The sequence below is a fragment of the Leucobacter sp. cx-42 genome, from assembly GCF_014529985.1.
Taxonomy (GTDB): domain Bacteria; phylum Actinomycetota; class Actinomycetes; order Actinomycetales; family Microbacteriaceae; genus Leucobacter.
The window spans coordinates 184,031-202,050 of sequence record NZ_JACVMU010000003.1; the positions used below are offsets into that span (position 1 = coordinate 184,031).

The following is an 18,020-nucleotide window of genomic DNA, read 5'->3' on the forward strand; positions in this document are numbered from 1 at the left end:
ACCACATTTCACAGCGGGTTGCGATGTCAGTGGTCTCTGCCAAACTGGGCATCATGACGCAGAACTTCGAACAGATCGTGATCGGCGGCGGCGCGATGGGCCTTGCGACCGCCTGGCAGCTGGCGCAGCGCGGCGTGAAGACGCTGTTGCTCGAGCAGTTTGAGTTCGGTCATGACCGCGGTGCTTCACACGGTGCCGCCCGCAATCTCAATAACGCGTACCTCGAAGACCACTACCTCGACCTCTATGATTTGTCGCTCTCGCTGTATCGCGAGCTTGAAGCGGCAAGCGGCGCAGAGCTCCTGACGGTTGCTGGCTTGGTGACGATTGGCCCAGATTCGCGGATCACCCCAATCTTCACCAAGCTCACCGAACGCGGTGCTCCGGTTGAATGGCTCGAAGCTGACGAAGCAGCCCGCCGCTGGCCCGGTATTCGCTTCGAAGACCGCGTTCTGCTGAGCCACCAGGCCGGTCGCATCCAGTCAGCACAGGTGCTCGAGGCTCTGCATGAGCAGGCGGCAGCACACGGCGCAGACCTTCGTGCCGGCACCCGAGTGATCTCCATCGAAGAGCTTCCCGCTGGCGGCGCAGCTGTCACTGCTCTCTCCGCCTCCGGCGAAGAGCTCCGCTTCACGGCAAACGGAGTCGTCTCAACCGTCGGCGCATGGACAACCAAGCTCGTGGGCGACCAGATCCGCCTCCCTCAGCTCACCGTGACCGAGGAACACCCGGCACACTTCCAGCCGACGGCCGAGTGCGCACAGGCAGACTGGCCATCCTTCAACCACCTCATCGCGGCTGACCCCACAACTGGCACGGGCGATGTCTACGGCATGCTCACCCCTGGCGAGGGTGTGAAGGTTGGCTTCCACTGCACCGGTGCTGAAGTAGACCCTGATGCTCGTGCGTTCCGCGGCAGCGACACCAACCGTGACGCCCTGCGTGCACACGTCAGCCAGTTCTTCCCTGGGCTCGATGCCGACTCCGCCGAAGAGATCAGCTGCACCTACACGACCTCGGCGCAGGGTGATTTCATTCTCGATCGTCGCGGCGCAATCACCATCGGGGCCGGCTTCGCAGGCGAGGGCTTCAAGTTCGTCCCCGCAATCGGCAAGACGCTCGCGGACATCGCACTCGGCACGGGCACAGCCGCGCCGGCATTCCAGCTCCCCGAGTAACGCTCTCCCCGTGTTACGGATTCGCCCCAAACAGCGCACCGATAAACAAGAGCGCAAACAGCAGAAGACCAGCCGCCACCAAGAGAACGAGCGCACCAACGATGAGCCCGATCAACGCTACGTCACGGCGCTGACGCTTCACGAGAGCAATGATCCCGACCACGACGGCGGCAACGCTGACCGCCATCGCGGTCAGCAGCATGCCCATCCCCGAGTCAGCCCAACCGAAGAACACCGCGAACAGGCCAACGCTGCCCAGGCCAAGTCCAAGCGCAACCCACGACAGCGTCGCTGACTGTGCTGGCGCGGGCACGGGCGCCGGCGCGGGATTCACTCCGAAATTCGTCATGATTCTCCTTGAGTTTCCCTAGAGTCTCGAGCAGCCAGCTCCGCGTAGAAGTCTGCGAGTTGGGTCGATTGCTCTGGCGTGTATCGCGGAGGCATTTTCTTGCGGGACAGTACATCAGCGATCTTTGCAACCTGCGGCTTCACGATGCGGCGCAAACCGACGTCACGCCGCAATTTGAAGAGGCTTCCTCCCACCGTATTATGCGCGGTCACCGACATTTGCAATGAGCTCGTCATCTCTCCGACAGGACGCCCACGCATGTACGACGCAAAATCGCGCGTCGACATTGCAGGCGCGAACTCACGTTCTGCCCCACCGAGCTGCACAGCATCACGCAGATGGGCGATACGAGCTCGGAACGCAGGGTTGTTCGGGTGGCGGCGGATCTCCTCAAACGCCGCATGGAAGCTATCTCGCTGGGCTGCCTTTGGATCAAGGAATTCCAGGCGCGCAAACCTTCGCGCGAATTCAGGAAGCAGTCGCTCCATGGCTTCGAAGAGCTCTTCATCGTATTCTCTGGGCGTGACCACAGGAACAATGTCTTCGCCCTGGCGCTCGAAGCCTTCGACGGTGCCGTGCGGCATGTTTGCAAAGATCGCTTCGATCACGAGCAAAGAGTAGTTCTTCACTGTGAAGTTATGGCGGATCGAATGCCCCTCAGTCGGGTAGATGCTGCGCGCATAGTAGAAGGGAATGTCACGCTGCACACCTGTCGCATGCTCAAGAATCTCCACGAGACAGTCCTGCGTGTAGCCACGCCCCCAGTACTCGACAATGCCGAACGGGCGATCAAGGTCGATTTCCCGCAGGAGGTACTCCGCCGTGACGTCGAAGGCGTCACGCGCAACCTCGGCCAGACGTTCCCGATACTTGGTAGAAGTACTGAGTGCCATCACAATTTCGCCCATGGTGTGGCCATCAATGTACTCAGCATCAACATGTTCAGCGTAGGCCGGGAAGAGCTCTAAGAACTCGGATGTTGTCAAATGCGCTGCCTTGAGCAAGGCGGCGTATGAGCGCACGCCACCAAAGCTCCCGAAAGGCGAGAATGTTTCTTTATCGATGCCATCGAATTGCGACGCGAGCCGCCAAGAGGTGCGTGAGCCATAAATATACTTCGTGGCGAGATCGATGCCTCGCTCTGCGATAATCGCATCAGCGATGATCTTCAGGTGGTGTCCGTCGCGAGACACGAAGTAAAGGGTTTCATAGCCACGCTTGATTGCGTCATCGATCGACCAGGCAACATACGGAACTAGATACAGCGAGACATGTCGAAAGACGAAGTCCTCGACTTGGTCGTGATCTGCCCCCGCATCTCGTCGGTAGTCATGGAAGAGCGCGGCTACCTGGTGCATATCGAATGATGACAAGACATCAAGCAGGTTTTCCTCGGATTTGTCGAACTCTGGTGTGGTGAGAAGTTCAGGAATGATGCCCATTTTGCGCGCCATCTTTCCATCAGCGAGTTCGTTATCGCCCACGTGGAACCATCGATGAAAACCGCGGTGCTGGTGTAGATACACGCGCACATACAACCAGCCGGTAGTCTTCTGTGCTCGTTCTACCGTTGATAGGTAAAGAGGCAGTTCAGCAAGCACAGGGTCAGCGCTCGCAAGTAGTTGGCGGATGACTCCATACGGCAAGTACATGTCGCTAATCAAGACGACTATCTCACCGCGTTCGAGGAGTGATTTCAAGTAAGCGACGTTGGGTTCGTCCGGCACAACTACCCGAAGCTCGCCTTCTATTTCCCACGTCTGCAACAGCTCCACGTGCTCAGAATCGAGATCGTAGACCGCCGTCATTGCAGCGAAGATGTCTGAGAACTGAATTTCCAGGTCGCCTAGGCGGCGCAGTTCGGGGCGCTTCCGTCGATTGTCTCGTGCAGCTGTTTCCGCACTGCGGCGGGCTGCAGAGTAGTTCTCAATCAGATCAGCGGGGAACTGTTTCCCACTTGTTCGAATCTTGTGCTGCACATACTGGAACACTGATTCAGGCGACACCGTACTGCGGTGAATGAGCGTATCGAACACATCGAAGCTATACAGGTCTGGCAATTCGACGTCCAGTTTCTTGTAGTTCAACGCTGCATTCACCATCGTTTCGAGGTCACCATCTTCGGTGTATCCCCAGAACAAGTCGGTCAGCCGTGTGAGCTCGTCCGCAGGCATCGCGTTCTTTTGCTCAAGCGCCGCGAGAAGTTCATCGAACGTCTCGGCCACAGTGCCGCAAGAGTGTGTCAGGTAGTCGAGCGCATGCTCTTGCACGCCCGATTCTTCTGCGTAGTCAGGGATGTAGCGAATGAAGTTCTTGACGCCGCCAGCAATGAAGTCATAGAGCATCGATGAATAGTCGACGATCGCGAGATCGATCTCATCAAACATCTCGTAGATGTCTTCCGCACCGTCCCAGAAGTACAACCACGGTGAATCAGCATGGATGTCCTTGAGATGGAGGAATGCCGCGTCATTCTCCATCGACGGATGCATTTTGAAAATGAGCATCGTGTTCTGAGCTTTCAGCACGCTCTCGAGACGTTCGAAGTCTGGCAACACATCACCCAAGAATGAAGCCCGCTTATCAAGACGATAAGTTGGGGCGTACACTGCAATACGCGCGTTACCCGGGGCGTCATTCCGGGCGCGCACGTCGTGATCGAAGGTGGCCTCAAATCGATAGCGCTGCGGTACCGTATTTTGCGGATAGCCGCCACGCAAGACCTGCGCCGGTGCGAACTCGATCTGCTCGGCGAAGTGCCCCTCCATGAGCTTCGAAGGCACAAGAAAGAGCTGGGTGTCTCGGTACGCCTTATTGTTGCGTATGTATTTCGCAGCGATGCGTGGAAGCAAATCCCCCTCTGTCATCGCACGCTCAATCTTCTTAACGCCAACGCCGTGCCACAGATTCAACAGAGTAATGCCGGTCATGGCATCCGGAATAATCTCCTTGACCTGGTTCACCACGAAGACGCCTGCTTCGTGCTGCAGCTTCAGGCCTGCCATCGTGCCGAACTCGACAGCTTCGTACCCGAGCCCGCGAACCAGTTTTGATGTCTCCGGAGCATCGCTGATCCACACTGGGCGAATGTCCTTCCGGTACTTCGCAATGTAGAGGAACAGCCATTTCGGATTACCACTAAACGTGTTCGCACAGTTGAAAAGCCAGAGGTGTGAGTTCCGCACGGAACTCCTTTCAAAGTTTGTGGAAAGCAACACTAGATACGCACGCTTACGGTCTGACCGGTAATCTCACTTGCCATTGTTCGGAGAGACACGGCGGCCACGGCCTCTGGCGTGAGCAACGAGTGGGGTGGTTCCATCCCGAACGCTGCCTTGCGCATCGGCGTATCGGTGCGTTGCGGATTAATGCTGTTCACACGGACTCCATCGTCTTCCCACTCTTCAGCAAGCGCTTGTGTGAGATTCACAACGCCAGCCTTCGTAGCCGAATACATGCTGTAGCCCGCGCGGCCTCGAGTGTACGAGCTCGAAGTGAAGAGCACGAGGGATCCACCGCTCGCACGAAGATCAGCGTGCACTTCTTTGGCGATAATCGCTGGTGCAATGAGGTTCGTCTTGACCGTGCCATTAATGTGTTTGCGCGGGGCATCGTTCAAGTCTGAGATGTTGAGCACTCCCGCAGTAACGACGACGTGGTCAATCTGCTGCCCACACTCTCGCACGCTGGCGAGCGCTGACCGCACCGCCTTCCGACTTGTCACGTCAGTTCCGGTTTCAGACCGGCTAAAACTGTGGACCGTGGCACCCGCTGCGCGAGCAAGCTCGACAATGCTCTGACCAATACCATAGGCACCGCCGAAGACCACGATGTTCTTGCCAACGAAGCATGGAAGATCGTCCACGCTGTGCGAAAGAGTTGCCGATTGGAGCTGGAAAAGCTTGTCTGCGATATGAAGATCAATCGGGTCCGTAATCTTCATGTTTTCTGGCGTTCCCTCAACTACATGAATCTTCACGTCAGGAAGATAGTTGAACACCACTCCGCAGTCATCGGTCGCCGCAAAGTCAGGATCAAGGTTTGCAACCTCGTAGGCGGATTTCAGCACCTCGGTGCGGAATGCCTGCGGTGTCTGTCCACGGCGGAGTACCCCGCGCGTCGGCATTGCCGCAATGCAGCCATCTACATCAATCTCGACAATGGTGTCGGCAGATGGAATTGCCGTGTCCACTGCGTCGAAACGGTCTAGTGCATCGATGCACTCATCGATGATCCTGTGATCAACGAACGGGCGCACAGCATCGTGGAAAAGGACCTTCGTCTCGTCACCCTCGATCGCCGCGAGCGCGAGCTGCGTGGTTTCATTTCGGGTCGCGCCACCCGGAAGCACTCGGACCGGTATCGGCAGGTTGTGCTCGCGAAGAAAATCGAGTTCTGCAATGACGCCGGGGTTCATCATGATGAGAACTTCGTCAATTCGTGGCGACGCGGCGAACACCTCAAGCGTATGCATCATGATCGGCTTTCCAGCGACCTTGAGGAGCTGTTTCGGAGTCGAATGCCCGACACGGGACCCAATTCCACCGGCCAACAACACCGCGACAACCCGTGTTCCCGAACTCCTCGGGGCTCCACTGTGCAGCAAACTTTCCTCCTCAAACACATGATGTTTCATAAAGAAACCACTGAAAACACCCCAGACATACTAAGCCACAAAAACAACAACCGTTGCTTTTTCATAGGAAATGGCATGTTTATGCCATGATTTTCGACAAAATAGGTCCCCCAGAAGCAAAACCCGAGTTTCATGACAAGATGAACCCATGCCCAAAGTCGTCGCGCTCTACCGATTCCCTGTCAAAGGTTTCACTGCTGAACACCTGTCAGAGCTCACCGTCCAGCCCGACGGCCGTATCGCAGGCGATCGCGTCCTCACGTTCCGCTTCGGAGACGCAACTGAGCCCGAACACAAGGACGGCCGCGATTATTGGTCCAAGAGCAAGGGCCTCTCGCTGCAAGACTTCCCCACGCTTGCTCGCCTCTCACTGGCGTACGACGAACAGGCAAAGCGGGTGCGGATCACCGAAGGCGCCACCGTCCTCGTCGATGCCGGCCTCGATGCCCAGGGGCGCGACGAACTGACCGCGGCCATCACTGACTTCGTGCTGGCTTCCCCAGAGGCCCGCCGCCTCGCAAAGCCGGGACGCCTCCCCCTCGCACTTGTCGGCGACGGCGAAACCTCTCGTTTCCAGGACAGCTCCCGCGGCTACATCTCTGTGCACAGCGAGGCGAGCGTCGCTGAGATCGCGGCCTGCGTTGAGCCAGACGTCGATGACCGACGCTTCCGCTCAAATGTCGTGATTGCTGGGGTCGATCCGCGCACCGAACTCAGCTGGAATGGCGAGGTGCGGATCGGCGACGTCACGTTCAAGACCGACAAGAACATCGTGCGCTGCTTGGCTACCCACTGCAACCCGGATACCGGCGTGCGCGATGCCAAGCTCCTCACCGCGTTCACCCAGCAGCTCGGCATGGCGGAACCAACGCTCGGTCGCTTCCTGCTGCCAATGGGCGAGCCGGGTGTGACGACGACCGGCGGTGTGATCCGCGTGGGTGACGACGTCAGTTTCTAGCACATGAGCGCATAGGTGCTTGCGCATAGACGCGCGAGCGGCCCCGCGCCGCACGCAGCCCGGCGCTGCACGCACCACCGGCCTAGTGCAAGAACAGCAGCAGCACGGCGACGCCAACAAACAGCGCACCGAACACCGTGTTCAGCACGCGCTGCCCTTTCAGCGTGCGCGAGAACCGACTGAACGGCTTCGCCACGGTCGCGAAGAAGCCCCACATGACGCAGACGTCGACGAGGACGCACGTGCCAATGATGATGGCATATTGCAGGAGCTGGGGCTGATCCGCGCGCACAAACTGTGGAATGAAGGCCAGGAAGAACACGATGGCCTTGGGGTTCAAGATGTTGACCCAGAATCCCTGCCAGATCATTGCACGGCGGGTGATCGCGGCCTGCGTCTTTGCCTCGCCCGCGACGACAGGCTTCGTGAGAATCGAACGAATGCCGAGATACGCGAGGTAGGCAGCACCGGCGTACCGAATCACTGTGAACAACACTGGCGAATTCGCCACGATGAGTCCGACACCAGCGGCCACGATGATGACGTGCACGAGCAACGCAACCTGCTGGCCGATGACGCCCCAGATCGCGCCGCGCCACCCGACGCGCATTGAATTGGCCATCGTGTTGATCGCGCCGGCCCCGGGGGTCAGGCTAATGACGATCACAGCAGCGAGCAAGGATAGCCATACGTTCAACGTCACCAATCAAGTGTATTCCCGCGGGCGCTACCGACCGACACCGAACTAGGTCATTATTAATACATAGGCGTTGCATCGCGGCGCAGGAAGGCACCAGATGTCACAGCAAGTCACGGCCGCAGACAGCGAACTTCAGGCGCTACGCGCCAGGGTCGCGGATCTCGAAACCGAGAACCAGCAACTCCTCAAGAAGTCCGCACAGGCGACCGGCGATGGCGTCGGCAAGACCGGTTCTGGCGCTGGCAACGCGGCCCGTCGCGGACTCAGCGCGCTCTCCGCGATCCTCATCGTTCTGAGCGTTGTCTTTGCCCCCGTTGCGCTCCTCAACACCTGGGCGCGTTCGCAGCTCGTCGATACCGAGCGCTTCACGGCGACCTTCGCGCCTCTCGCGGACAATCCGCACGTCCAGTCATTCATCACCGACAAGGTCATGGAGGGCGTTGAGGCGAACGTTGATATCGATGGCATGGTCAAGGATGTCTTCACCGGTGTCGCAGACCTCGGTCTCCCCGAGCAGACCAAGGTCATCATCCCGCTGCTGAGCGGCCCCGCCGCAGACGGCATCCGGTCGATGATGCGCACTGGCGTGACCGAGGTGATCCGCTCCGATCAGTTCACGCAAATCCTGGAAACTACGCTCACACAGAGCCACAAGCAAGCGATCGCGCTCATCCAGGGCGACCCGAACGCGATGCTGCAGCTCCAGAAAGACGGCACCCTCGCGATCAGTCTCAACGAGGTGATCTCCGAGGTGAAGACCGTCCTCATCAAACAGGGCTTCGGTTTCGCCTCAGCTATTCCAGAGGTGAACCAGTCCATTCCGCTGTTCTCCGCAGACTCGCTGGTGACGATCCGCACCCTCTACAACATCACCGTCATCGGCGGAAGCTGGTTCCCTTGGGTCGTCCTCATCGGCCTGCTGGCAGGCGTGATCCTCGCCCGCCATCGTATGCGCGCGCTCGCATGGGCCGGCGTCGGACTCGCGATTTCCTTCCTCACCCTTGCCGCAGGAATCGGCATCGGTCGTGAGGTCTTCATCGCGACCCTGGCCCCCTCGGTCATGCCCGCGTCGACCGCACAAGCCGTCTTCACGCAGGTCACGACCTTCATCTCCTCGACGACGATGGCGCTCGTCATGCTCAGCGTGATCGTCGCCGTCGGCGCCTGGTTCGCAAGCGGCGCAAAGTTCGCACGCAAGCTGCGCAGTTTGCTTGACGCCGGCTTCAGCGGGATCCGCAAGAGCATGGATCGCCACGGCCTGCACACCCGCGGCTTCGGCCTGTTCGTGAGCCAGTGGCACACCGCGCTGTACATTGTCGCGGTGTTGGTGGCTACCGTCGCGGTCTTTATGGACCGCCCGGTGCGCGGATCGAGCATTTGGACCGCAGTGATCTTGCTCGTCGTGTTCCTTGTGGTGCTGGAGGTCGTGAAACGCGATTCGGCGGATCCCGCCCCAGCCGATGCGCTTGCACCCGACGCGGCACCCGCTGCTCCCGCTAGCGCTGAGGCACTCGCCGAGACAAAGAAGCTCTCGGCAGACCTCAACACCGCGGACCTCACCGAAACCACGGAACTCACCCCCTAGCGCGTTGGGTCCAGCCCAGGGCGCTAGGCTGCCCGACCCCAGCATTTAGCCTCGGTATGCAAAAGGCCCTTCGGTCAGATTGATTCCCCAGGAATCCTCTGACCGAAGGGCCTCTTTGCTACCCACGCGAGCATCATCCGCTGCCATCTGCGACCACGAAGCAGACAGCACGCCAAAACACCTCAGTGTGCGTCTAAAACACCCCAAGGCACCCTACTCGTCGCTCCCCAGGGCAAACACCGCAGGCAACCATGCCACAGGCAAGGGCGACCGCAAGGCCGCCCGCGGCAGCCTCACAACAGCTGCCGTAGGCACTCCCCGTAAATATGCGATTCGCCTACAAAATGCGATTCTGCGGCCAATTCAGCATATTGACGGCCGATTACATATCTACGGCAAATCGACCGACCAATCACACGAGCACCCGCCGCAGCAACAGCCAGGGCAAGCGCCCAAGCCCAAGCCCAAGCCCAAGCCCAGAGCGCACCACCAAGGGCTACTTAGCCAATGCGGCGACGACGCAGCACGTCGTCGAGGTCGGGCATGCCCTCGGTGGTGTCACCGACGCGCCCCATCTCACTGAAGGGGCTTGCCTTCTTGCGGCCAGCGCCGCCAGCCTTCTGCTCGTATCGCGCGAACATAGAGTCGGCAGCCGCTTCCTCAGACTTCTGCTCGGCAATCTGCGCGGTCACCGGGCGCTCATCCGGAACGACAGCTCCAGCTCGCGCAAGGCCCTGCTCGCGTGCGACCTGCTCGCGTGCTTCGCGCAGCAGCATCGAGTCGGGCTGGTTTTCCATGCGCGGCTGCGATCCAGCACGTGAGGCGCGGGCGCGCGCCATCGCACGAGCGCGAGCGATGCGCTCGGCTGCTGCCCGCTGTGCAGCGTTGTGTGCGGCAGTTGCAGCTTCGTCGTCGATCTCGACTTCCGCGACCTCTTCGACGGCAGACTCCGCAGCAGGCGCTGCGGCTTCCTCTGGCAACACCTCATCGGCGATCGGCTCAAGCTTCGCGCGGCCGGGAGCCAGGAGCACGAGCGTGCCAGCGCCGGCAGACAAGCCAAGCAGCGACCAAATGAGCGGCGCAGCACCGGAGCCAGCGAACAGCAGGCCGATGCTCACGAACGCGGCGACAACGCCGAGCAGCGTCACGAGCGCGGCGATTGACCGCACGCGACGCACGCCTGGCTTGCTCAGTCGCGCAGCGCGCTGGGTCGCTGCCTGCTTCCGCTGCATTTGCTGGGCGCGGATCTCGGCACGCACCTGCGCTGCCCGCGCCTCTGCGAGATCCGCCGAACGTTCGGCCGCTTCCCGCTTCTTCTCAGAGCGCAGGATCTTCTCATGCGCGAGCGCTTCCTTTGCGGTGGCTTCGAGACGCATCTCTTCCGGCATTTCCATGGTCTCTGCCAGGACGCGGAGGGTGCGCTGCAGCCGGAATGCGTTCCGCTCAGCAGCTTTAAACTCGCGTCGGCGGTTCCAGCCGGGAACGAGAACGGCACCCCACAGCACGGCAATGACCACGAAGATCATTCCCCCGCCAAGCGCGCCGCTACTCATGGGCTAACCATATGCCGATTCCTGACGGCGTGTCTCGTGGCGCGCCGAGGAATATTCGCGGATCGGCGCGTCACTCCCCTTCACCGCTGAAGAATCTATCGACGAAGGCGTTCAAGCATGGTGACCTCGCGTTCTTCGCGGGTAATTGCGAAGCATTCGTGGTCGCGCCACTGGCCGCCGATGTGAATATACGCGCGCCTGCATCCTTCGTATCTCAGGCCGAGTTTCTCGACGACGCGAAGTGATGCCTGGTTTTCTGGGCGGATGCAGATCTCAACCCGGTGCAGGTGCACGTAGTCAAACAGGTAGTCAATGGCGAGGGCGACCGCGGTGGGCACGATGCCTTTGCCTGCGTACCCCTCAGCGATCCAATAGCCGAGCTGGCCAGAGCGCAATGCTCCCCCACTGAGTTCTGCCGCGTTGAGCTGACCGACAACCTCGTCGTTGTAGGTGATTACCCAAGGAATTCCGGTGCCAGCCTTCAGGTTCTGCCGCATGGATTTGATCACCGGCCCATAGGGTGTCGATCCCGGCGCCACAGAGTAACCGTCGGGATGCGTGGCCTCCCACTCCTGCAGCCAGGACCGGTTCCCGCGCAGCAGTTCCCCCATCCGCGCAGCGTCCCGGGGGCGGATCACCCGCAAACCAACCGACCCCGCGTAGAGCCTGTGCGGCTTCACGCGGGGTCGGTGTGCTGGCATGCGAATCAGTGATTACTCGCCGCGGATGCGATCCGCGAACTCAATGATCCAGTCACGGAGCTCGGCACCGAGCTCGTCGTGATCAACACCGAGGAGAACGTTCGCCTTGATCCAGTCAGCGCGATCGCCGGTGTCGTAGCGACGACCACGGAACACCACACCGTAGACCGGCGCCTCGCCGCCGCCCTGTGCGAGCACGTTGAGTGCGTCGGTGAGCTGGTACTCGCCACCGCGGCCGGGCTCGAGGTCATCGATGATGTCGAAGATCTCGGGGCGCAGCACGTAGCGGCCGATGATTGCCAGGTTCGAGGGCGCCTCTTCGCGGCTGGGCTTCTCGACGAGGTCGGTGATCCGCACAACATCAGGGTCATCGGTCGGCTCGACAGCGGCGCAACCGTACAGGTGGATCGATTCTTCAGGAACCTCCATGAGCGCGATCACGGTTGCCTGGCGGGCGTCGTGCTCTTCGACCATGCGGGTGAGGAGCGTATCACGCGCATCGATGAGGTCATCACCGAGCAGCACAGCGAACGATTCGTCGCCGACGTGGCAGCGCGCGCGACCAACAGCGTGGCCGAGGCCGAGGGGCTGGCCCTGGCGCAGCATGTGTACCTCGGCGAGCTCGCTCGACTGCTTGACCTTCTCAAGCTTCTTCATGTCGCCCTTCTTCTCGAGCGCACGCTCGAGCTCGGGGACGCCATCGAAGTGGTTCGTGATGTTGTTCTTGTTACGACCGCTGATGATGAGCACATCAGTCAGACCGGCCTCAGAAGCTTCTTCGACTACATACTGGATCGCGGGCTTGTCCACGATCGGCAGCATTTCCTTCGGCATCGCCTTCGTCGCTGGAAGGAATCGCGTGCCAAGACCAGCCGCGGGAATCACTGCCTTCACAACGCGCTTTGCGTCTGCGTTTCGGTTTTCCGTCATACCGCACAGCTTAACGCTCGGCACCCGAATTTCTGCCGCAGAGTCCTGGTTTCGTCAGTTCTGTCACGCGCTGCCGCGACTAGGCTCGATCCCATGACATCCTCGATCGCTGACGAGAAGCGCGCGCTCCGTACGCAGGTGCGGGCGTTGCGGGCTGCGGGTCGGGGGCGCGGATCCGCCCACACTGACTCCCTCATCAGCCTCGTGCGCGAGGTCGCTGCCTCGCGGGGTGCTCCGGTCACCCGTGTGACAAGCTTTGTCAGTATTGGCGATGAGCCGTCGACGGCTGGGTTCAATGGGTGGGCAGTGGCGCAGGGCATCGAGGTGCTGCTCCCGCGCGTGCGACCGGACGGTCAGATGGGCTGGGGTGTACTGACTGCTGCGGCTGATGGCGGGCTCGCGCCCGGTGCTTTCGGGATTCCCGAGCCGGTGGGCGATCTGCTGCCCTCGACCGCACCGCAGGACACCGACCTCATGCTCATCCCAGCGGCGTGCGTCGACGAGCGCGGCAACCGCCTCGGCTGGGGCCGCGGATTCTTCGACCGCTGTCTCGCCGGGCTCACGATGCCTCCCCCTGTGTTCGCGGTCGTGTTCGACGATGAGGTCTTCGACGCAGTCCCGGTCGAGCCGCACGATGCGCCGATCGCCGGCGCCGTGACCGACCGCCGGGTGCTGCGCTTCGAGCGGTAGGTTCGGCAGTGGGTTCCGCTCGCAGCGAGGCTCTCCGCGGTAGTTCAGCCGAACCCGCTAAACTTGCAGCGTGCCAACCTATGCTTACCGCTGCGCCGACTGCGAGCACGCTTTCGACGCGTACCAGTCGTTCTCTGATGCTGCGCTCACCGAGTGCCCCGAGTGCGGCGGCAAGCTGCGTAAGGTCTTCGGCTCGTCGATCGGCGTGACCTTCAACGGTTCAGGCTTCTACCGCACCGATTCGCGCCCGAGCAGCTCGGGTTCGTCTTCGTCCTCGGTCTAAGCCGCTAGAGCTCCTCGGCGCGAGCCAGCGTCTCAGGCGCGAGCGCGTTCGAAGCCCCCAGCACCTCGATGCCAAGCAGGTGCCCGGCTTCAACGACGATTCTCCTCGGCCTGGCAGCCGGGCGTTCCCCGACTACCCCCAGTGTGGCGGACGATCCCGCAACAGCTGCTCCTCTGACGCAGATCGAGCGCGCGCTGCGGGAGCATCGCCCCATGCTTCGGGGCGATCCTCGCCAGCTTTCTCAGTGATCGGCTGTTCTGACGGGCGCGGATCGACACCCTCAGGTGCCGGTCGGGATGCCCGCCGGTTCTTCCGTTCAGCCACGCTTAGTACGCCTGAGTCTCGGTTGCGTCCTGCGCGTCGCCGCCAGCAGCACCGCCAGCATTCAAACCAAACGCAGCGCCAGTGCCAGCACCAGCCGCACGCACGGGCTCGACAACGCCGGTCACGGTCGAGTCAGAGACGTCGATGGTGTCGCCGCTCTTGCCGGTGTCGGCAGGAGCGCTGTCTGCGCCCGATCCGCCAGCGCCAGCCTCAGCCGAAGCAGCCTCCGCCGCACGGCGCGATGCCTCGTCGCGACCCAGCACGCGCGCGATGCGCTCTGCAACGGCACCGGCATCCGAGAACAGGTCGAAGCGCTGCACCCGCTGGTAGTGCCAGCCGAGGCGGCGCAGCACAGCGGGGCGCAGGCGTAGGGCCTCGCGGAGGCTTTCGGGGTGCTCGCCGAGGTCGAAGTCGACCGCGATGACGGCATCGCCGAACGACGCAGCAAGCGGGATCACCCCGTGGTAATCGAGCGTGACATTGAGACCGAGCTCTTCGAGGCGAACTGCGAGATCACTCACGAGCGGATCTGCCTCTGACGGCAGCACCTGGGGCGCGGCCGCGGGTGCATCAAATGCGAGGAGCTCAGACAGCTCAACGACGCCGTGCTTGAGGCGATCGCTGTCGAGATCCTCGGGCTTGAAGCAGCTGACGATCGTCATTGCGCGGCGGGCGCGGGTCATCGCAACTGCGATGAGCTTCTCGCCACCGGGCTGACCGAGCGAGCCGAAGTTCGAGAGGACGCGGCCGTGCGGGGTGCGTCCGTAACCGATCGAGAAGATCACGCGGTCGCGGCTCTGCGCGGTCGCCTGCTCAAGGGTGAGCACACCGAACGGCTCTGCTCGATCGCCGAGCAGGAAGTCACGGTACTGCGGGTACTTTGCGAACGCCTTGAGTACAGCCTGGTTCACACGCACCGCGTGCTTTGCGCTCGCAGTGATGACCATGAGCGATTCGCTCGGACGTTCGTCTGCGTGCTGCAGCACCATCTGTACGACGCGATCAACCTCAGCATCAGTACTCTCGACCGCGCCGGTGTGCTGATCGGGCAGGCCCTGACCGTGCGGCACGAATTCGTAGTTGAGGCTCGAGTGCCCGAGGTAACTGCCGGCCCACGGCAACGACTGAATCTCGCGGTTGTAGAAGCGCGAGTTCACGAGGTTCGTGAGGTCCTCGCCACCAGCGCGGTAACTGCGCGTGAGCGAGAGCGAGGGCAGCACTGCGGCAAGCTCGGTGAAGGCCGATTCCTCAGAGGTTTCGGGGAGCGGATCGCGCGTCGTTCCCGACCCCGCAACCGCAATCTCGAACGGCGACGGTGACTGCGTGATCTGATCGCCGAATGCAACAACCTGCTTTGCGCGGCGGATCGCACCGAGGTTCTCAGCGAGCGTCGTCGCACCGGCGTCAACGAGCAGCACAGTGTCGAAACGCATCGACTCTGGCAGCTGGAACACCTCGTAGGGCGACATCGTCCACACCGGAGCGAGCGCCGAGAGCAACGCTGGCGAGTGACGCTGCAGCATGCCGACCGACGCGTAACCGCTCCGGAGTGCGCCGCGGAGCGCAAGCGCCTCCTGCTTGTGGTCGAGCACGGCAACGCGCCACGAGTCAGACAGGAGTGCAGCGAGCTGCGCACCGTTCGCACCGGCGTGCGCGTCGTCGACGAGGCGGAAGTCTGCTTCGAGCCGCTCAATAACGCTCGTGTTGGCGCTGAGCAGTGCCGGGTTGGTCTGCAGCATGCGCTCAAGCGCTGACTGCCACCACGAAAGCTCGAGCTCTGCCGAGACCTTGTCAGCGGGTACGTGGCGCGCAGACAGATCGTCGAGCAGCGGCTGCAGGTTTGCGCCGCGCAGGCGCTCGACGATGGTCGTGCGCTCCTGGATGTTCTTGAGCACCTCAGATTCCTGCGCAAGGTCAGCAACGCGCTGCGCGAGGGTGCCGAGCTGCATGTTCTTCAGGCGACCCGACTCAGCGGGTGTTCCGAGGATGCGGTCGAGCTTGTCGAGGTCTTCGTAGGCCGACTGGAACGCAACGACGACGTCAGCGATACCGAGCGGAACCTCAGGGCGCGCACCGACCACCGTCGAGTAGCGCTGCCACAGCACACGCTGCTGCTGAATCTGCACGAGGCGCGAGTACATGTCGGTGATGCTCACACCGGGTCGGACGTACTCGCGTGCAAGCTTCTTCAGTCGACGCTTGTTCGCGTTCGTCATCTCTTCGCCCGAGGCACTGCGCGGGCTGTGCGCCGCGATGACCTCGGTGAGCGAGCGGTCGTAGACCTGCGGGGTGAAGCGGTCGAGCGTATCGCGCACGCCCATGAGCAGGCGCAGGTAGACGCCGAGCTCGGCGATGGTCTCGTAGGGACGCATCGAGGTCTGACCGACCACCTCGTTCGCCATCGAGACGAGGCGAGGCAGCTGCGACTCGGCAAGGTCAACCGCGAGGGCGTACGCCGCACGTGCTTCTTCGGTCGTGTCGAACGAGACGCCGTACCAGGGCGAGTCTTCGGGACCGTACTCAAACTGGCCCAGACGAGCGACCTCGGTCAGCGCGTCAGCGACCGAAGAGCGGTCGATCGCGAGCTGGCCGAGCGCCTGATCGTCCAGGCGTACCGTCGTTGCGGGCGGCTCTTCACTGCGCGAGAGCAGCGCGAGCTTCCGAAGCGCCTCAACGGGTGAGACGCCGAAGCGTGAATCTTGCGTATTGAGCGCGGATCCGTAATCGAGCAGCACCCCGCGCAGACGCACGAGTGCCTCGTCAACGTCACGCAGCTGTTCAGGCTGCGCGTTCTCGTTGCGGCTAATCGCCTCAACGAGATTGCGGCGCAGGCGACGCGGCGACACCGCGAGGCCCGTCAGCGACGCACGCGAGAGACGATGCGCAATGCCGTCGAGTGTCGCGCGGCGCGGCGAAACGACGAGCACGCGCTTGCCGTCACGAACCAGGTTGCCGATCGCATTCGCGACGGTCTGCGTGCCACCGGTACCCGGCAGCGTGCGCACGACGAGCGAGTGGCCGGCGTTGATCTGTGCCAGGACGTCGTCCTGCTCAGCATCAGAGTCGTAGAGGTTGCGGTCGGTGTCTGGCGCACGGTGGTCGGGCGACGATGCGTCGACCGGGCGGTAGCTGTCGCGCAGTGCCTGCTGAGCAGGCTCGCTGCCGCAGATCGCATCGAGCACGGGAATATCGAGGTCACGCGCGTCTGCAACCATCTGCTGCGAGACGTTGTGGAACGACGACACGATGAGGCGCGGCTGTACCTCGAAACCTGCGACGCCAGCGACCATCTGACGGAGACGGTCGATCACGGGCTGCGGCTTGAAGACACCCTCGGTCTGCGAGAGTTCAATGAGCGTGCGCGCATCGAGCATGATGCCGAACTGCTCGTGTAGCACGCGGATCAGCTCAGAGTTCACCACGGGGAACTGCTTCAGCTTGAGCTCAAAATCGCGGCCATACCGGCGGATCGCGAGCGGGCGCAGGAGTACCGGAGCGCAGAAGTCGGTGCCTTCAAAGCTCCACTTTGCGAGGCCGACTGCGAGGTTCACGGTTTCGAGGCCACGCACGGTGCGCATCTCAACGGCTTTGTCGGTGACGCGGGCAGCTGCGAAGCGGGCATGACGCAGCGCGAGGTCATCGCGAATCAGCGCAGACAGCAGAATCTTGTTGCCGCTGATGAACTGCGGCAGGCCACCCGGGTGCGTCGAGGACAGCTCGATGCGGTTTGCGGGGTGGTCATCGAAGTGTAGGAGCGGGCTGTCGCCGCCGATCTTGCCAAGCTGAGCGCGCCATTGCGCGTGCTCGCGCGAATTGGCGTCGACAACTGAGACTGGTCCACCGAGCTGTTCAGTCAGCTGCTCGGCCGTCTGTTCCTGGGGCATGGCGGCCTCCTCACTACCGGTGTGCGAGGCACGCTGACCTACCGAACCTGCTGGATCGGTTGAATCACGACGTTCTACACTCCACACAACCACACCATAAGCGGTGTCAGGCCCTTTTCGCAGCATACAAGCGGTGTGTTTCGAGGCGATCTGACCGATTTACACCGCACACGCAGAGAGGCGGGGGGGCCCCCCCAACACACGGAGGGCCGCCCCCCCCCCCCCCCACCCCAACAACAATGCGGGTAA

General features: G+C 61.9%; 14 protein-coding genes. 5 read left to right on the plus strand and 9 right to left on the minus strand.

The features are described from left to right. The first annotated feature begins 53 nt into the window (after positions 1 to 53). A complete protein-coding gene (locus ICM05_RS04240) occupies positions 54 to 1,178 on the plus strand; it encodes an FAD-dependent oxidoreductase (RefSeq protein ID WP_188023328.1) in 1,125 nt (374 codons plus the stop codon). Positions 1,179 to 1,191: 13 nt separating this feature from the next. On the opposite strand, the gene ICM05_RS04245 is transcribed toward ICM05_RS04240, so the two are convergent. From ICM05_RS04245 to ICM05_RS04255, 3 genes are read right to left on the minus strand one after another with little or no spacing between them, the layout of a single operon-like run. Then, positions 1,192 to 1,527 (minus strand): hypothetical protein, encoded by a 336-nt coding sequence (locus tag ICM05_RS04245; protein ID WP_188023329.1) that lies wholly within the window; start codon positions 1,525 to 1,527, stop codon positions 1,192 to 1,194. Next, the gene (locus ICM05_RS04250) at positions 1,524 to 4,712 is read right to left on the minus strand and encodes a CDP-glycerol glycerophosphotransferase family protein (RefSeq protein ID WP_188023330.1); all 3,189 of its coding nucleotides are present in this window, start codon (positions 4,710 to 4,712) and stop codon (positions 1,524 to 1,526) included. The genes ICM05_RS04245 and ICM05_RS04250 overlap by 4 nt, the downstream gene beginning before the upstream one ends. 32 nt (positions 4,713 to 4,744) lie before the next feature. Next, positions 4,745 to 6,151, minus strand: a complete 1,407-nt coding sequence (locus ICM05_RS04255; protein ID WP_353055816.1) for a bifunctional cytidylyltransferase/SDR family oxidoreductase — start codon at positions 6,149 to 6,151, stop codon at positions 4,745 to 4,747. Between the two features lie 160 nt (positions 6,152 to 6,311). Here ICM05_RS04255 and ICM05_RS04260 point away from each other — a divergent pair, with 160 nt between their 5' ends. Continuing rightward, positions 6,312 to 7,121 (plus strand): MOSC N-terminal beta barrel domain-containing protein, encoded by an 810-nt coding sequence (locus ICM05_RS04260; RefSeq protein WP_188023332.1) that lies wholly within the window; start codon positions 6,312 to 6,314, stop codon positions 7,119 to 7,121. An 82-nt stretch (positions 7,122 to 7,203) separates the two neighbouring features. On the opposite strand, the gene ICM05_RS04265 is transcribed toward ICM05_RS04260, so the two are convergent. After that, entirely contained in the window at positions 7,204 to 7,824 is a 621-nt protein-coding gene (locus ICM05_RS04265) for a LysE family transporter (RefSeq protein WP_188023333.1), read from the minus strand. A gap of 94 nt (positions 7,825 to 7,918) precedes the next feature. Between ICM05_RS04265 and ICM05_RS04270 the strand changes: the two genes are divergently transcribed. Further along, the gene (locus ICM05_RS04270; RefSeq protein ID WP_188023334.1) at positions 7,919 to 9,406 is read left to right on the plus strand and encodes a hypothetical protein; all 1,488 of its coding nucleotides are present in this window, start codon (positions 7,919 to 7,921) and stop codon (positions 9,404 to 9,406) included. A 500-nt stretch (positions 9,407 to 9,906) separates the two neighbouring features. On the opposite strand, the gene ICM05_RS04275 is transcribed toward ICM05_RS04270, so the two are convergent. The 3 genes from ICM05_RS04275 to galU all read right to left on the minus strand — a co-directional run bounded on the left by ICM05_RS04275 (position 9,907) and on the right by galU (position 12,590). Then, the gene (locus ICM05_RS04275) at positions 9,907 to 10,959 is read right to left on the minus strand and encodes a hypothetical protein (protein ID WP_188023335.1); all 1,053 of its coding nucleotides are present in this window, start codon (positions 10,957 to 10,959) and stop codon (positions 9,907 to 9,909) included. A 95-nt stretch (positions 10,960 to 11,054) separates the two neighbouring features. Next, positions 11,055 to 11,660: a GNAT family N-acetyltransferase gene (locus ICM05_RS04280; protein ID WP_188023336.1), complete on the minus strand. Its 606-nt coding sequence runs from the start codon at positions 11,658 to 11,660 to the stop codon at positions 11,055 to 11,057. 12 nt (positions 11,661 to 11,672) lie between these two features. Then, the gene (gene galU / locus ICM05_RS04285; RefSeq protein WP_188023337.1) at positions 11,673 to 12,590 is read right to left on the minus strand and encodes a UTP--glucose-1-phosphate uridylyltransferase GalU; all 918 of its coding nucleotides are present in this window, start codon (positions 12,588 to 12,590) and stop codon (positions 11,673 to 11,675) included. 93 nt (positions 12,591 to 12,683) lie between these two features. Between galU and ICM05_RS04290 the strand changes: the two genes are divergently transcribed. Both ICM05_RS04290 and ICM05_RS04295 read left to right on the plus strand, forming a co-directional pair. Then, positions 12,684 to 13,280, plus strand: a complete 597-nt coding sequence (locus ICM05_RS04290) for a 5-formyltetrahydrofolate cyclo-ligase (RefSeq protein WP_188023338.1) — start codon at positions 12,684 to 12,686, stop codon at positions 13,278 to 13,280. Positions 13,281 to 13,350: 70 nt separating this feature from the next. Next, entirely contained in the window at positions 13,351 to 13,563 is a 213-nt protein-coding gene (locus ICM05_RS04295; protein ID WP_188023339.1) for an FmdB family zinc ribbon protein, read from the plus strand. 132 nt (positions 13,564 to 13,695) lie between these two features. Here the strand turns inward: ICM05_RS04295 and ICM05_RS04300 are convergent, their stop codons facing one another. Together ICM05_RS04300 and ICM05_RS04305 are read right to left on the minus strand one after the other, a co-directional pair. Continuing rightward, entirely contained in the window at positions 13,696 to 13,887 is a 192-nt protein-coding gene (locus ICM05_RS04300) for a hypothetical protein (RefSeq protein WP_188023340.1), read from the minus strand. Between the two features lie 2 nt (positions 13,888 to 13,889). After that, complete coding sequence (locus tag ICM05_RS04305; protein WP_251364498.1) at positions 13,890 to 17,771, minus strand: DEAD/DEAH box helicase; 3,882 nt, start codon at positions 17,769 to 17,771, stop codon at positions 13,890 to 13,892. Positions 17,772 to 18,020: the final 249 nt, after the last annotated feature.

Bases quoted from the DNA above. Each gene is read 5' to 3' on its own strand.
- ICM05_RS04240 (WP_188023328.1), top strand. From the start codon at position 54: ATGACGCAGAACTTCGAACAGATCGTGATCGGCGGCGGCGCGATGGGC.
- ICM05_RS04245 (WP_188023329.1), bottom strand. From the start codon at position 1,527: ATGACGAATTTCGGAGTGAATCCCGCGCCGGCGCCCGTGCCCGCGCCA.
- ICM05_RS04260 (WP_188023332.1), top strand. From the start codon at position 6,312: ATGCCCAAAGTCGTCGCGCTCTACCGATTCCCTGTCAAAGGTTTCACT.
- ICM05_RS04270 (WP_188023334.1), top strand. From the start codon at position 7,919: ATGTCACAGCAAGTCACGGCCGCAGACAGCGAACTTCAGGCGCTACGC.
- ICM05_RS04275 (WP_188023335.1), bottom strand. From the start codon at position 10,959: ATGAGTAGCGGCGCGCTTGGCGGGGGAATGATCTTCGTGGTCATTGCC.
- ICM05_RS04280 (WP_188023336.1), bottom strand. From the start codon at position 11,660: ATGCCAGCACACCGACCCCGCGTGAAGCCGCACAGGCTCTACGCGGGG.
- galU (WP_188023337.1), bottom strand. From the start codon at position 12,590: ATGACGGAAAACCGAAACGCAGACGCAAAGCGCGTTGTGAAGGCAGTG.
- ICM05_RS04290 (WP_188023338.1), top strand. From the start codon at position 12,684: ATGACATCCTCGATCGCTGACGAGAAGCGCGCGCTCCGTACGCAGGTG.
- ICM05_RS04305 (WP_251364498.1), bottom strand. From the start codon at position 17,771: ATGCCCCAGGAACAGACGGCCGAGCAGCTGACTGAACAGCTCGGTGGA.